The organism is Serratia sp. NA_112.1, assembly GCF_052691715.1.
This window is the reverse complement of sequence record NZ_JBQZFO010000002.1, coordinates 60,537-77,083: the sequence shown is the minus strand read 5'-3', so window position 1 is coordinate 77,083 and position 16,547 is coordinate 60,537. Positions and strand designations below refer to the sequence as shown.

The 16,547-nt window shown below is 58.9% G+C and carries 8 protein-coding genes; 1 reads left to right on the top strand and 7 read right to left on the bottom strand.

The genetic code is table 11. The annotated features are described in order from the left end of the window. Nucleotides 1-22: 22 nt before the first annotated feature. The 6 genes from menE to menF all read right to left on the bottom strand — a co-directional run bounded on the left by menE (nt 23) and on the right by menF (nt 7,233). The gene (menE, locus tag ACUTQ5_RS04710; protein ID WP_445650296.1) at nt 23-1,408 is read right to left on the bottom strand and encodes an o-succinylbenzoate--CoA ligase; all 1,386 of its coding nucleotides are present in this window, start codon (nt 1,406-1,408) and stop codon (nt 23-25) included. Continuing rightward, the gene (gene menC / locus ACUTQ5_RS04705; protein ID WP_445650295.1) at nt 1,396-2,379 is read right to left on the bottom strand and encodes an o-succinylbenzoate synthase; all 984 of its coding nucleotides are present in this window, start codon (nt 2,377-2,379) and stop codon (nt 1,396-1,398) included. Before menC ends, menE begins: the two co-directional genes overlap by 13 nt. Then, nucleotides 2,379-3,236, bottom strand: coding sequence for a 1,4-dihydroxy-2-naphthoyl-CoA synthase (gene menB / locus ACUTQ5_RS04700; protein WP_445650294.1), 858 nt, complete (start codon nt 3,234-3,236; stop codon nt 2,379-2,381). The genes menC and menB overlap by 1 nt, the downstream gene beginning before the upstream one ends. An 11-nt stretch (nt 3,237-3,247) precedes the next feature. Then, complete coding sequence (gene menH / locus ACUTQ5_RS04695) at nt 3,248-4,018, bottom strand: 2-succinyl-6-hydroxy-2,4-cyclohexadiene-1-carboxylate synthase (protein ID WP_445650293.1); 771 nt, start codon at nt 4,016-4,018, stop codon at nt 3,248-3,250. Then, nucleotides 4,015-5,688, bottom strand: coding sequence for a 2-succinyl-5-enolpyruvyl-6-hydroxy-3-cyclohexene-1-carboxylic-acid synthase (gene menD, locus ACUTQ5_RS04690; RefSeq protein WP_445650292.1), 1,674 nt, complete (start codon nt 5,686-5,688; stop codon nt 4,015-4,017). The genes menH and menD overlap by 4 nt, the downstream gene beginning before the upstream one ends. 252 nt (nt 5,689-5,940) lie before the next feature. After that, nucleotides 5,941-7,233, bottom strand: coding sequence for an isochorismate synthase MenF (menF, locus tag ACUTQ5_RS04685; RefSeq protein ID WP_445650291.1), 1,293 nt, complete (start codon nt 7,231-7,233; stop codon nt 5,941-5,943). Between the two features lie 285 nt (nt 7,234-7,518). On the opposite strand from menF, the gene ACUTQ5_RS04680 reads away from it, so the two are divergent. Further along, nucleotides 7,519-16,161 carry a GH36-type glycosyl hydrolase domain-containing protein gene (locus tag ACUTQ5_RS04680; RefSeq protein WP_445650290.1) on the top strand — a complete coding sequence of 2,881 codons (8,643 nt, stop codon included), beginning with the start codon at nt 7,519-7,521 and terminating at the stop codon, nt 16,159-16,161. A gap of 42 nt (nt 16,162-16,203) precedes the next feature. Here the strand turns inward: ACUTQ5_RS04680 and elaB are convergent, their stop codons facing one another. Continuing rightward, nucleotides 16,204-16,515: a stress response protein ElaB gene (gene elaB / locus ACUTQ5_RS04675; protein WP_445650289.1), complete on the bottom strand. Its 312-nt coding sequence runs from the start codon at nt 16,513-16,515 to the stop codon at nt 16,204-16,206. Nucleotides 16,516-16,547 lie beyond the last annotated feature (32 nt).

Below are 16,547 nucleotides of genomic sequence, written 5' to 3'. Positions count from 1 at the left end.
GGCCGCCTGAAGGCGGCCTTTTTTATTGAGCCGAAAGCTGTTCCGCCGCCCATTGCTGCACCTGACGGCGCGAGATCTTGATACCCCCGGCCTTCAACTCTTTCGGCATCGCCAACAGCGCCATTGGCCGCTGGAAATTCACCAGCCGCTCCTGCGACCAGGCCAGCAGTTCCTCCAGCGAGAGAGGCTCCTCACTGTCGATCACCGCCACCGGCCGTTGGCCAAACTCGGCATCATCGACCGGCACCACCACCACTTGTGAAATCTGCGGATGGGCCGACAATACGCGCTCAATATCCTCTGGTTGAACACCTTCACCACCGCTGAAAAACAGGTTGTCCAACCGGCCGATAATTCGCAGCTCGCCCTGCTCCATGACGCCACGATCGCGGGTATGGAACCAGCCCTGATCATCGACGATCGGCGACAAGCGTCCCTGCAGCCAGTATCCCAGCGCCAGACTCCGCCCGCGGATCCACACCTCTTCATTCACCAATTGAATTTCCCGACCTGCCAGCGGTAGCCCAACGCCTGGTCGTGCATCGGCACGCTTGGCACATACCGTGGAAGCCAGTTCCGTCAGGCCATAGCCACACCAACAGCGGATACCCACAGCCTCTGCCTGTTTGGTCAGTTCTACCGGGATCATCGCGCCCCCCAGCAGCACTTTTTTCAGCGTCAGAGCCGCCAGCGGTTGTGCCAGCAAGCGCCAGAGCTGGGTCGGCACCAAGGATGCATGAGTACAGCCCACCAGAGCATCGGCCAACGGATGCATCTCACGTACCATCAGCGCGGCCCCGGCAAGCAGCCAACGCCAGACAATGCCTTGTCCGGAAACGTGAAACAAAGGTAATGACAGCAACCAGCGATCCTGCGCCTGGAAATCCATCAACTGCAGTACGCCTTCGGCACTGGCCAAATGACCGGCGTAACTGTGCGCGACCGCTTTCGGCCTGCCGCTGGAGCCGGAGGTCAGGGTCAGGGTCGCCAACCGCTGAGGGTCCCAGAGCGGCGGATTCAGCCAGCGGGATTCGGTAGTCGGGGGATTTAAACGGATGATCCTGGCCGGCAAAGCCGGTAGTTGATCCGGGCTGAAGGCAAAATCGATATCCAGCTCGGGCAACAGCGTCGCCAACAGAGAAACGGGTAACGCCGGATTCAGCGGCAGCAGCCGCGCACCGCACTGCAACAGCGCCAGATAGGCCAACAACAGTGGGTAACTGTTCTTGCCGCACAGCGCAACGCCACAGCCCGGCTCAACCCCCTGGTGCTGAAAATCCGCCGCCAGTTTGTCCACCTGACGCCGTAACACCAGCCAACTCAACGGCTGATGGCCGACAATCAGTGCCGCCGTCTGTGGCCGTCGCTGCGCCCAATGTCGCCACGGCCAGTCATTTAACTGCGCCATAAACACGCCAGCGCTTGCTGATTCAGTAACGGCAGCTTGCTACCCGGCCAGCGCCGCAGCAATTGAGCCTGCATCAAGCTCAGCGTATCGAGCCCAGGCACGGTGGTCGGCGTCAGCCAGTGCGCAATGCGCGCCAACTGCGTCAGCCCCAGGCTGGATTCAATGCTGGAGCTGATCACCGCCGTCAACCCCACCGCATGAGCCTGCTCCACCAACGAGCGGCAACGGGTCAGGCTGCCGACCAGCGTCGGCTTAATCACTATCGCGGCCACGCCCGGTTCCGCCTGCACCACAAAATCCGCTTCACGCACGCTTTCGTCCCAGGCGATGGCAATGCCCGTCGCCTGAGCGAAATCCCGCGATTCATCACGGGTTTTGCAAGGTTCTTCCAGGAAAGCAATGCGCTCGCGCAGCGCCGGGTTGACATATTTGGCAAACCCGTCAGCTTTGGCGCGCGTCCAACTGCGGTTGGCGTCCAGCCGCAGCCTGAGATCCGGCAGAGCCTCCAACAACACGTTGACTATCATGCCGTCACGCACCGCTTCATACAACCCAACCTTCACCTTGGCGACCTTCTCACCCGGCAAAGCGGTCAATACCTCGAACAGCTCATCTGGGTCACCGGTGCACAGCGGGGCTTTTCGGTAATCAGCCTGCTGCGGCAGCCGCTGTTCCAACTCCGCCAATGCGCAGCTGGTACCAAACGCCACTGAAGGCAACGGGCTTTCGGGCACTAATCCCCCACCTTGCCAACTCTGCAGCCAGCTCAGCGCCGCCTGCTCGGCCTGCACCAGCGTTTCCTGGCTAAACTCCGGCAGCGGCGCGATCTCGCCCCAGCCTTCTTGCTCACCCTGCTGCAGATGGATCAGCAAGCCATCACGAGTTTTTAACCTCTGATTACGCAGCACCACACCAGCGTCCATAGGCAGGCTGTAACGGTAAAGGGCCGCGTTACGGGGGCTTGTATTCATTACGGATTACGCTTGAATTTGCTGAAGTCTGGCTGGCGCTTTTCGTTAAACGCGTTGCGCCCTTCCTGACCTTCGTCGGTCATGTAAAACAGCATGGTGGCATTACCCGCCAATTCCTGCAGGCCGGCCTGACCGTCGCAGTCAGCGTTCAGGGCCGCTTTCAGGCAGCGCAGCGCCATCGGGCTGTTCTGCAGCATTTCGCGGCACCAGCGCACGGTTTCTTTCTCCAGATCGGCCAAAGGCACCACGATATTGACCAGACCCATGTCCAAAGCCGCAGCGGCATCATACTGACGACACAGGAACCAGATTTCGCGCGCCTTCTTCTGACCGACGATGCGCGCCATGTAGGAAGCGCCCCAACCGCCGTCAAACGAGCCGACTTTCGGCCCGGTCTGGCCGAAAATGGCGTTGTCCGCCGCAATGGTCAGGTCACACATCATATGCAGCACGTGGCCGCCACCGATTGAATAGCCGGCCACCATCGCCACTATCGGCTTCGGACAGGTACGGATCTGGCGCTGGAAGTCGAGCACGTTCAGGTGATGTACGCCGCTGTCATCCTGATAGCCGCCGTAGTCGCCGCGGACTTTCTGATCGCCGCCGGAGCAGAAGGCTTTGTCACCGGTGCCGGTGAGGATAATAGTGCCAATGCCGTCGTCGTAACGGGCATTGGACAGCGCTTCAATCATCTCTTTTACCGTGTGCGGGCGGAAGGCGTTACGTACCTGTGGACGGTTGATGGTGATTTTAGCGATGCCGTCGCTGGACTTGTGGTACAGGATATCCTCGAAATCACCGGAGCAATCCTGCCATTCGATGGCGGCATACAATTGTTCTTCATTTGGATAGAGCATATTCGGTTCCTTTAACCAGGGTTATCGAGAAAATTGCGCAGCTCGACGGCGAAGTCCTGCGGATTGGCCAGGTGCGAGTTATGCCCGGCCTGCGGCACGATGCGTAACGGCAGCCCGGCGTCGCGCGCCAGCTGTTGAAATTTGTGATCGTCAGCGCCACATAGCACCACCAGCGGCACCGCCAGTTGTTGCAGTTGCGGGGCAAGATAAGGCTGTCTGCCCAGCGAAGTGGCTTCCAGCATGTCCGCCACGGCCGCGCCGCTGTTGTCAGAACGGGCGTCGATCAGCGCATCGCGGTGTACCACGCTGAGATTGGCGAACACCGGTTGTTGATACCAGTCGGCCAGCACCTCGGCGAGAGGTTCACTGCGAAAACGCTCGGCCCAGGCCACATCATGCGCCAGCCGCTGTTCGCGCAGTGCTGCGTCGGCCAGCCCCGGATTGCCGCCTTCAATAATCACTCCCTGCAGGCCCCGGTTTTCACCGTAGCAGGCGTGATACATGGCAATGCGCCCGCCGAGCGAATAACCCACCAGCCAATAGCGCTCGATATTGTGCATCTGCAATGTCGCGCTGATCTGCGCACTGATATCGTCAAAGTGGGTACAGCTGACCGCAACCGAATCACCGTGACCGGGCAGGTCAATTGCCAACGACGGCCATTCAGGGCAGCGAGTAGCGATCACTCGCCATTCATTATTATTACCCAGCAAACCGTGTAACCAGATTAGCCACGGCCGATCGGCCTCACCCTGCTGCAATACTTTTGTTGCCAGCATCATTGCTCCGCCATCTGTTGCACCAGATGCTGCAGCGTTTGTGCGCCATCACTCGGCGGCACCTGCAGCTCAATCAACGTGGCGCCACTGTGGCGCCAGCCCTGTTCCACCGCCTGCAACAGCTGCCCCCAATTTTCCGGGCAAGCGTAAGCCAGCTTGAACATCGCTGCCGCATGGCTGAACTCCACGTCCTGCGGCATGCAGTAGAACCGTTGCCGATCTTCTTCCGGCGTTGGTAACAGTGAAAAAATCTGACCGCCGTTGTTATTAACCACAATCAGCACCGTCGGCGCTGAACATTGGCGTAGCAACGCCAGCGCATTCAGGTCATACAGTGCGGATAAATCCCCCACCACCGCCAATGTCGGTTTGGCTGTCGCCCGCTGTACGCCTGCGGCAGTGGAAATCAGACCGTCGATGCCGCTGGCACCGCGGTTGCTGAATACCGGATAACCGGTCGGCAAGCGGGTCAACGCATCAATCAGCCGTACGATCAGGCTATTACCGAGGAACAGTTGGCCGTTTTCCGGCAGCAGTTCCGGCAGGCGATGCGCCAACTGCGCCTCACCAAAACGGTTAACCAAATGGCCGGAGACGGCATCCAGTGCGTTGCCCGCCAGCGTCGTCAACTCATCGGCCCACGGGGTACGCGGCTGTGCCGGGTGCAGTTCAAGCCACTGAGCCACGCTGGCACGAACGCGACGTCCACGATGTTGCGCCGGATCGAGCCGTCCCGGTAATTCATCGATTAGCCAATACTCTTGCGGCTGGCACTGCTCTTGCCACTGCAGTAGGCGCTTGCCGGTCAGGCTGCTGCCGAACTGCACCACCAACTGCGCATCATCCAGCAGCTTTTGCGCCTGCGGCTGAGCCAGCCATAAATCGGCGCAGGGCAACGGCTGTCCGGTCTGAGACAGCACGTCGCCAATCAGCGGCCAACCGAGCAGTTCGGCCCATTGGGCCAGTTGCTCGCCCTCTTGCGCGCTCATGCGCCCCGCTACTATCACGCCGCGCTTTTGCCGCCAGAAGAACCAGTCCGGTTGTTTGAGCACCTGGTGTGGATCCATTTCACGCAGCCAAGGGTGGCTGCCTTGCCACCAGTCGCCGAGCGTCGCCGACCAGTCGGCATACTGTTGCTCATCACCGCCGTACAAGGGTTCGGCAAACGGACAGTTAATATGCAATGCCCCATGCTGCAGGCGCGCCATTGCGCTGTCGACGGTTGATACCAGCCAACTGGCGGGGATATCCGTCGTCGGCCGCGGCAGATCAATACTCAACGTCGGGTGACTGGCATACAGGCCATTTTGGCGGATCGCCTGATTGGCACCGCAGTCGATCAGTTCTGGCGGACGGTCGGCGGTCAGAAACACCAGCCGTTCACCGGTCAGCCCGGCTTCGATCAAAGAAGGGTAAAGGTTGGCGGCGGCGGTGCCGGAAGTGACGATCACCGCCACCGGCTCGCGCGACGCCTTCGCCAGGCCTAGTGCCAAATGGCCCAGCCCGCGTTCATCAAAATGGGTATGGCAGATAAAAGACTTGTTAGCCGCCGCAGCCAGCGTCAGCGGCGTAGAACGCGATCCCGGAGCGATACAGACATGCCGTACTCCATGGCGAGCCAGCGCTTCCAACAGCAACGCCGCCCACCGGCGATTAAAAACACTTGTCGACATAATTCGCTCACAAGTCGGTTAACTGAATCCGCCTCTCGCACCCGCCTGGCAGCGGCACGCCGAGAGTGATGTTCTGCATTATATGAGTAGTTATCTTTACGATTTTTGCGCCAGCGCAAAAACGCCGTATATCCCGGTGACTTTATGGTAGACAATTAATTGATTTAGAACAAAAAATAAACATAAAAATCACAAGCAGTTTACACCCGCCGCTTCATTCACTCAATAAATCCGGAGCATATGCAGGGAAATTCAACGCAATGGTTCTGGCAGCAATAAAGTCAGCAGCCCGGCGGCCTTGTTTTCGATTTCCTGCCACTCTGCCGCCGCGTCAGAACCGGCCACAATGCCGGCTCCGGCATACAGGCGTAATTCCTGGTCGTCAATTTGCGCGCAGCGCAGCGCTACACAAAACTCAGTGCGAGAGGAGGACAGATAGCCGGCAGACCCGGCGTACCAGCCACGGGGGAAAGGCTCATGTTGCAGGATAAACTCACGCGCCGCCTGACGCGGCAATCCGGCCACCGCCGCCGTAGGCTGCAACCGTTGCAGGCAATCGGCATCGTCGTTATCGTTGAGCCGGCCTTCAATGCGCCGCCGCAAATGCTGCACCTTACGCAAGCGCACCACTTCGGGCGGCAACACATCCACCGCATCGGCACCACCTTGCAGACGCTGGCAGATATCATCCACCACCAGCAGATTCTCATGCTGATTCTTGCCGTCCTGCAGTAGCCATTGCGCCAGCGCCTGGGCTTGCTGTCGGTCGGGATGATTGGCGACGGTGCCCGCCAGCGCTTCGGTCAGCAGACGATGGTCATTTCGCAGATACAGTCTTTCCGGACTGGAACCGAGGAAGGCGCTGTGCGCATCAAAGCGCAGCATATAGTGATAGCAGCGATGATTGACCCGGCGGCTGGCATCCATCATCGCCGGTGCCGACAGTGGGCCATCCAGAGCCAGTAAGGTACTGCGCGCCAGCACTACTTTTTCCATCTGCCGCCCGTTGATGGCCTCTAAGGCCTCACACAGCATGGCCTCCCACCCGGCGCGATCCGGTTGATGTTGTATCCGACTCACCTGCGCCTTTAATGGCGCGATCGGCTGGGCCATCGACAGTTGTTCTAGCCAGCGGCCGGCCAACGCCGCATCGTCGCGCAACGAACTCTCGGAAAACAGATTCAGCGTTAATTGTGTCTCACCGTCGCGGCTGAGGATTTCCAGACGCGGCAAAAATAAATATGCCGCGCCGTCAAAAGCATTCAGCCCCCATACCCGCGCGCCCTGATGTGCCCTGAGAAAGGTCAGCGCCTGCTGTGGCCGAGTAAACCGCCGCAGCGCACCGCACACGGCGACCTCTTCATGCCCATCGCGGTGATGCCAGTAAAACTGTGGGAATGCCGGTTGCACCGCCAGCCATTCCAGCAAGTTGGCGGCTAACGATGCCGGAACGGGAAGTGAAACCTGGCGGAAACCACCCTCAGAGGGCAAAGGTTGCTCAAGCTGCCGGCGTAACCGCCTCAGCAATGGCGAAAGTTGTTCCACGACCACCTCAATAACCAAGCTTAATGTAGGGAATTATACGGCAAATCAAAGCACAGCGGCGGAAAAATAGCGTCACTAATCAACACCCCGGCGAAAAATAGTTTATTAAATCTAAACAATTAGTTCAAAAAACGCCAGGTACAGCATTGTGCGGCTATACTGAAAAGGCATGTTCCTGCCTGCTAAAAACCCACGCCAGATCTGCCCGGCGCAAAAAACAGGATATTCACGATCTCCCAGCGGTTACACCGGCTGCCCTTTGGGTCAGATGTAAGGAGCCTTTTTTTGAAAGAAATATTAATCAATTGGTTAAAAAAGAAACGCAAAACAACCAAAGTAAATTCGTTGCCTGTCCGGCGTGCCAAAGGTGAGCCGGAACCGACAGTTGACACCATCAAGGCCGAGCTGTTTTCTGTCGACCAAATGGAGCGTTATGGCCACCGCCTGGCACGTTCACACAAGCTGGCGACACGCAAAACTCCCTACTATTTGCTGAAGCGGCTGGACGATAACGAACGCGTTCTGGCGGAAAGTTGCCATCAGCTCAGCAACGGCAAGAAAGCCAGCATGACGCCGGCCGGCGAATGGCTGCTGGACAACTACTATCTGATCGAAGAACAAATCCGCGTTGTACGCCATCATCTGCCTAAAACCTTCGGTCGTGGTCTGCCCCAACTGGGCACGCCACATAACTGTCCGCGCATCTATGACATTGCCGCCGAAGCCATAGCCCACGGAGATGGCCGCTGGGACGCCGAAAGCCTTACGCGCTATATCGCCGCCTATCAAAAAGAAGCCAATTTGACGCTGGGCGAGCTTTGGGCACTGCCCGGCATGCTACGCCTGGCGTTGATTGAAAACCTGCGACGCGTCAGCATTGAGGTGGCTCAAGCCCAACAGGAGCGTAACCTGGCCGACAGCTGGGTGACTAAAATGCTGGAGGCAGCGGAGAACGATCCGGCCAACCTGATCGTGGTGATTGCCGATATGGCGCGCTCCAATCCCCCACGCACCAGCGCCTTTGTCGCGGAACTGGTTCGTCGCCTGCATGGCCACGGCACCATGCTGGCGCTGCCGCTCACCTGGGTCGAGCAACGTCTGGCAGAGGTCAGTCTGACGTCGGATGAATTGATCTACCGTTTTAACCAACAGCTCGCCGTCAGCCAATTGTCGGTCAGCAACAGCATTTCCGGCCTGCGCCAGCTCAGCGAAATGGACTGGGCCGAGTTTGTCGAAACCATGAGCCAGGTAGAGCAAACCCTGCGTCAGGATCCGGCCGGCGTTTACCCGTTGATGCACTTCCACACCCGCGACAATTATCGCCACGTGATTGAGATGCTAGCGCGGCACTGCCCGCACAATGAGGTGCAGGTCGCCCAGCAGGTACTGAATATGGTGCGCGTGGCGGCAGAAATTCCGTCCAGCGATCCCCGCTGCAACCACATCGGTTACTACCTGATTGACGATGGCCGCCCGGAGCTGGAGCAGCAGCTTGACGTACGTCTGGGCCGAATTACCCGGCTGCGCCATGCGTTAAGTCAGGCTCCCCTGCTCTCCTGGCTCGGCAGCCTGAGCCTGATTACTACCGCCTGCTGTGCAGAACTGCTGCGCCACGCTTACAGCACCGGCATCAGTTGGGGACTGGCGCTGTTGTTTTTCCCCATGGCGATCGTCATCAGTCAATTCGTACTCAACCTGCTCAGCGAGGTCACAACCCGCAGCCGCACACCGCAGCCGTTGCCCAGGCTCGACTTCTCCTGCGGTATTCCCGCCGAATTCCGTACTCTGGTGGCAATACCGACGTTAATCGACAGCAAAAGTGGCATTGATAAGTTAATCAATGCCCTTGAGGTTTGTTATCTGGGCAACGCGATGAAACACCTGCACTTTGCCCTGCTTACCGACTTTATCGATGCCCCCCAGCAGCAGCATGCCGATGACGTTGCCCTGCTCGATTATGCCAGCCAACGGATGATGGCATTGAACGCACGCTACCCCTGCGAAGGCCCAAGCCACTTTTTCCTGTTTCACCGCAACCGCGAATGGAACGAAAAACAGGACGTGTGGATGGGGCTGGAGCGTAAACGCGGCAAACTGAACGCGCTGAACGACTGGCTGCGCAACCGCGGCAACGCCTTCTGTACCCAGATTGGCGACGGGCTGGAGGTGCTGAAAAACGTCAAATACGTCATTACCCTGGACAGCGATACCGTCCTGCCGCGGGAAAGCGCTCACCAGTTAATCGCCGCCATGGCGCATCCGCTCAATCAGCCGCAGTATGACGCCCGTCTGCAGCGGGTGGTGGAAGGCTACGCCATCCTGCAACCGCGCATGGCCGAAGAGATCCCAAGCTATGGGCAAGGTCGCTATGCCGCACTGTGCAGCAGCACGCCGGGTAATGACCCCTATACCCTGATGGCGTCGGATATCTATCAGGATTTATTTGGCGAAGGCTCGTTTATTGGCAAGGGCATCTACGACGTGGATGTGTTCTCGCACAGCATGAAGGGCACCTGCCCGGCAAACCTGGTACTGAGCCACGACCTGCTCGAAGGTTGCTACGCCCGCTCAGGCCTGTTGAGTGACGTCCTGTTGTACGAACAGTATCCCTGTAACTATCTGGTGGATGTCGCACGCCGTACCCGCTGGATCCGTGGGGACTGGCAACTGCTCAACTGGCTGCTGCCACGGGTGAAAACCGCCGACGGCACCCGCACCGCCAATCCACTGAGTACCCTGTCGCGCTGGAAACTGTTCGATAACCTGCGCCGCAGCCTGACGGCATCCAGCCTGTTACTGTTGCTGTTTTGCGGTTTCGTCTGGCTGCCGAATACCCGCTATTGGCTGGCGGTGTTCGCCATTATTCTGCTGCTCCCCACCCTGCTGGCACTGCTGCAAGATATTGTGCGTAAACCACCGCGCAGACCCTTTCTGCAGCACCTGCGGCTGGCGCTGAACGGCTCGCTGCACCGCTTGGCACAGGTTGGGCTGCGGCTGGCGACGTTACCGCATGAAACGCTGTACAGCCTAAAAGCGATTATGGTCACCCTCTGGCGGCTACTGGTCACTAAACGCAATCTGCAAGAGTGGGCCAGCTACGATCAATCCAAAGCCCGTCAACAGGTCACGCTGCAAAACTTCTACCGCGCCATGTGGATTAACCCAGTGACGGGCCTGACGTTACTGTTTTTCACCGTTCTGCATAACCCGATGGCACTGGTTATAACGCTGCCCCTTGCCGCCCTGTGGATCCTGGCTCCCTTGCTGCTGTACTACCTCAGCCACGAACCGCAGCGCAGTCAAACCGCAATTAATGACGAACAGCGGCGCTTCCTGCGTCATACCAGCCGCCAGACCTGGGACTTCTTCAATACCTTCGTCAACCAGCAGGAGAACTGGCTGCCACCGGATAACTATCAGGAGGTACCAGAACCGGTGGTGGCGCACCGGACGTCACCAACCAATATCGGGCTGTCGCTATTGGCCAACCTCACCGCCTATGACTTCGGCTATCTGACGCTCAGTGAAGCGCTGCGGCGCATCGAGTTGACGCTCAATACTCTGGACCGCATGGAACATTATCGCGGCCATTTATACAACTGGTATGACACCCGCACGCTGGAGCCGCTGACTCCGCGTTATATCTCCAGCGTCGACAGCGGCAACCTGGCCGGCCATCTGCTGACGCTCAGCGCCGGCCTGCCGGCTTTGGCCCAAAAACCGGTCATTGACCCGCAACGGATACTGGCCGGGCTGGGCGACAGCCTGCAATTGCTGGAGCAACACTGGGGTGACGCCGCACCGAAAAACCTGCCTAAACTGCGCAACCATTGGGAGCAGGCGCGCCACTGCCATCCCGTCGCGCTGCTGGCAGAGCTGAATGCCATGCGCAATTACAGCAATGGACTGCAGGAACCGGCGCTGAATCACGATGAGGAAACCCGGCGTTGGGCCGGTGCGCTGCATCAACAGCTCAACGAACTTTGTAGCGAATGGGCACAGTGGTTTGGCTGGCTGAGCGATGGACAGTCAGAGCTGGAGCAGGTGCCCAGTCTGCACTGGTTGACTAATCCACCGGTTTCATTGGCCCTGTCGGCCGATCAACAGGGCAAGCTTGACACAGCGACTGCACTGGCACAGGAACGACTGACCCAGTTGCACAGTCTGCAGCAACGGCTGGAAAAAATGGCGCAAATGGACTTCCACTTCCTGTACGACGAATCGACCCACTTGCTGACCGTCGGCTTTAACTGCGATCAAAACCGCATGGACGAAAGTAAGTACGATTTGCTGGCCTCAGAAATCCGCCTGACCAACTATGTCGCCATAGCGACCAACCAGGTTCCCCAACGCAGTTGGTTTGCGCTTGGCCGCCTGTTCACCCTGATCGACCATAAAGCAGCACTGATGTCGTGGAGCGGGTCGATGTTTGAATACCTGATGCCACAGTTGGTGATGCCCGCCTACCCTGACTCGCTGCTGGTACAAATGTGCCGGGCAGCGGTGGAACGACAGATTGCCTGGGGCAAGGAGCGCGGCGTGCCCTGGGGCATCTCCGAATCCGGCTATTTTGGCTTCGATGCCGATCAAAACTATCAATACCACGCCTTTGGCGTGCCAGGACTAGGCCTGAGGCGCGGGTTGGGTGACGATATGGTGGTCGCCCCTTACGCTACGGTGATGGCGCTGATTGTTGACCCGGAAGCTGCCTGCAATAACCTGGTCACGCTGGAGCAAAATGGCGCCAAAGGCCGTTACGGTTTCTACGAAGCGCTGGATTACACCACCGCTCGCCTCAGCCGTGGCCAGCTGTACGTGATTATCCGTTCTTATATGGCGCATCATCAGGGCATGAGCTTCCTGGCCCTGTCGCACCTGCTGTTGGATGCGCCGATGGTCTCGCGCTTTGCCGACTATCCGGCGTTCCAGTCGGCACGTTTGCTACTGCAGGAACGGGTGCCGGATGCGGTTGAGCTGTACAGCGCCCGCCGCCACTTCGAAACGCACGAAGGCACCATCACCCCGGCCAGCTTCGCCGCACGCGAATTTAACCGGGTGGACACGCCGATCCCGGAAGTGCAGCTACTGTCCAACGTCAATTATCACCTGATGTTGACCCAGGCCGGCGGCAGCTACAGCCGCTGGCAAAACCTGGCGCTGACCCGCTGGCGCGAAGATGCAACCTGTGATAATTGGGGGGCATTCTGCTACCTGCGCGATCCGCAAACTGGCGAGGTATGGAGTAATACCTGGCAACCGATAGGAGGGGCTGCCAAGGGCTACAGCGCCGTGTTCAATGATGCCGGCGCCGAATTCCAGCGCCAGCAGGGGGCGCTGTCGGTGAAAACACAGATCGTGGTCTCACCGGAAGATGATATCGAGCTGCGTAGGATGACGTTGCTCAATCGCGGTAAACAACCGCGTACCATCGAAATCACCAGCTATGCCGAAGTGGTGCTGGCACCGGCGGGTAACGATCTGGCTCATCCGGCGTTCAGCAATCTGTTTGTACAAACCGAACTGCTACCGGATCAGGACGCCATTTTATGCCACCGCCGCCCGCGTGAACCCAAGGAAAAATGCCCGTGGTTACTGCATATGATGACGGTACAGGGACGTTCCAGCCAAACGTCGTTTGAAACCGATCGCGCCAGGTTTATCGGTCGTGGCCGCACCCCGGCCAACCCACAGGCGCTGTATCAAAACACGCCGCTGAGCAACAGCGCCGGGCCGGTCATTGATCCTATCATCGCTATTCGCCAACGCGTGGTGCTGGAGCCAAATGTCCCGCTGACACTGGATATCTTCTACGGTGTCAGTGAGGACCGCGCCAGCGGCCTGGCGATGCTGGAAAAATACCGCGACCGTCATCTGGCGGATCGCGTGTTTGAACTGGCCTGGTCACACAGCCAGGTAGTACTGCGTCAACTGAACGCCAATGAGGAAGATGCCAACCTGTTCAACCGTCTGGCCAGCGCGGTAGTGTTCCCGGCACAGGAAATGCGCGCCGCCAGTAACGAGATCGTCCAGAACCGTCGTGGCCAGTCAGGGTTGTGGGGACACTCGATCTCCGGCGATCTGCCAATTGTGTTGCTGACCGTCACCGACGGCGAAAATATCGAGCTGGTTCAACAGTTGATCCAGGCACACAATTACTGGCGCCTGAAAGGCCTGCAGGTCGATTTGGTGATCCTTAACGAAGATGTCGGCGGCTACCGCCAGGAACTGCAGAACCAGATAATGGGCCTGATCGCCGCCGGCATGGAATCCACCCAAACCGACAAGCCCGGCGGTATCTTCGTACGCACCAGCGAGCATATGTCGCCGGAAGATCACCGGCTGCTGCTCAGCGTGGCACGAATTTATCTCGACGATCGGCGCGGCGGACTAACCGAACAGCTCAACCAACGCCTGCAACTGCCGCAGGTTCTGCAACAACCGCTGTCGCCGGTCACCGCCTCGTCGAAACTGGCAACGGTAGATAATCTGCCGCGTAACCTGCATTCGCCGCAGTTGCCCGCCATCGACGCCCTGCAGTTCTATAACGGCCTAGGCGGCTTCTCGGAAGATGGCCGTGAATACGTCATTGCGATGAACGAAAGCAAAATCACCCCGGCCCCCTGGTCAAACGTGATGGCCAACCCGATGTTCGGCTCGGTAATTTCGGAAAGCGGACAGGCATACACCTGGTATGAAAACGCCCACGAATACCGACTGACTCCGTGGGATAACGATCCTGTCTGTGACCGCAGCGGGGAAGCCTTTTATTTACGTGACGAAGAGAATGGTCACTTCTGGTCACCGACACCGCTGCCTGCCCGTGGCCGCGGCCACTATCTGACCCGTCACGGTTTCGGTTATAGCGTGTTCGATCACCGCGAAAATGGCATCGACAGCCAGTTCAAGGTGCTGGTGGCCAAAGAGGCACCGGTAAAACTGTTCCTGCTGACGCTGACCAATACTTCCGGACGCACACGCAAGCTGTCGGCCACCGGCTATGTGGAATTTATCCTCGGCGATCTGCGGCAGAAATCGGCCATGCACATCGTCACCCAGGCGGCTACCCTCGATATCGGCTGCGGCATCCTGGCCACCAACCACTACGGTAGCAGCGGATCGGAACGAACGGCTTTCTTCGGCGTAACCGGTGTGCACTGTTCTGTCAGTGGCGATCGGCGTGAATTCATTGGCCGCAACGGAACCTTAACCAATCCGGCGGTGCTGAAGCTGCGACGGCTGTCCGGCAAGACCGGCGCGGGCATGGATCCTTGCGGTGCAGTTCAGTCAGCCATCAGCCTGATCGACGGCGATCAGCGCAGCTTTGTCTTCGCTCTGGGCCTTGGACAAAACGCCGATGAAGCCGAAACGTTGCTGCAAAAATACCTGCGGGAAGACAGCCTGCAGGATGAACTGCAGCAGGTCGCGGCACACTGGGACGCTATTCTCAACAAGGTGCAAATAACCACGCCACAGCCGGCCGTCAACCTGCTGGCCAACGGCTGGTTGCTGTACCAGACCCTCTCGTGCCGCATTCAGGCACGCAGCGGTTACTATCAATCCGGCGGGGCCTTTGGCTTCCGCGATCAATTGCAGGATACGCTGGCGCTGACCCATGCCGCCCCCGAACGCCTGCGGGAACAGATCCTGCTGTGCGCCTCACGCCAGTTTATCGAAGGCGACGTACAGCACTGGTGGCATCCGCCGCAGGGCAATGGCGTGCGCACGCGCTGTTCGGATGACTATCTGTGGTTGCCGCTGGCGATTTGTCACTACCTGGACGCCACTGACGATGAAGCCATTCTGGAAGAACTGGTGGGCTATCTGGAGGCACGCAAACTGGCACCGGGCGAGGAGTCCTCTTACGAACAACCGGCGCCAAGCGCGATACAGGAGACTCTGTACCAGCATGGCGTGCGGGCGTTGAAACACGGGCTGACCTTTGGTGAACATGGCCTGCCGCTGATGGGAGCCGGTGACTGGAACGACGGCATGAATATGGTCGGCCTGGAGGGCCGCGGTGAGAGCGTGTGGCTGGGGTTCTTCCTGTTCCATATTCTGCAGCGCTACGGCGAACTGGCGCAGCGTCGCAACGATACCGGGCTGGCCGCACAGTGCCGTCAACAGGCCGCCACCTTGCGCGAAAACCTGCGCAATCACGCCTGGGATGGCGAGTGGTACCGCCGGGGTTATTTCGACAGTGGGGAACCACTGGGTTCCCATGAATCGACAGAGTGCCGCATCGATGCCATCGCCCAAAGTTGGTCGGTGCTGTCCGGCGCCGGTGATGAGCCACGCAGCCTGCAGGCGATGCAATCGCTGGATAAACATCTGGTCGACGACCAGGCCGGGTTGATCAAACTGCTGACGCCGCCGTTTGACGGCAACGGCCCGAATCCGGGCTATATCCGTGGCTATCTGCCCGGCGTGCGCGAGAACGGCGGCCAGTATACCCACGGCGCGGTTTGGGCAGTGATGGCCTTTGCCGAGATGGGTAATATTGAACGTGCCTGGGAGTTGATGGCGTTGATCAACCCGATCAACCACAGCCTGGACAGCACCGCCGCCGAACGCTACAAGGTCGAGCCTTACGTGGTTACCGCCGATATTTACGCGGTGGCACCCCATGTTGGCCGTGGCGGCTGGAGTTGGTATACCGGCTCCGCCGGCTGGATGTATCGGCTGATCGTCGAGTCACTGCTGGGGTTGAAACGCCATGGCAGCAGACTGACCGTAAACACCCGTCTGCCGGCGGACTGGCCGCAGGTGACACTGAATTATCGGGAAGGCGGCAGCGAGTATCAACTAACCGTCCGTCAGGGTCAGGGAGTGGCCCAGGTGGCTATCGACGGTGAAATACAGCCGGAGGCGGTGATAACGCTGGTAGACGATGGAAAAACCCATCAGGTGGAGGTGACGCTGGGTCAATAAACATCGGGGCGCGGCAGTGGCCGCGCCCAACTTCCAGGGAGCTTATTTACGTGACAGCAGCAAGCCCATCACCAGACCGACCGTCGCACCAATACCGACGCTGTGCCATGGGTTTTCACGCACGTAACCGTCGGTGCGGCACACCGCGCCCTTGGCTCGCGCATAGTAGGACTCGGTAGTATCAGCCAGTCGCGACTTGACCTCACTCAATGCCTCTTCGGCATGTGACTTGATGTCGAGATAGGCCTGATCGGCGCGATCGCCGGAGTACTTCAACACTTCTTCCAGCGTGTCGCTCAGCATTCTCAGATCGTCATCGAGCGTGGTTTGATCCCTATCCGTATTTCTCGCCATGTTAAGTTCTCCGTGTTTAAAAATGATACGGT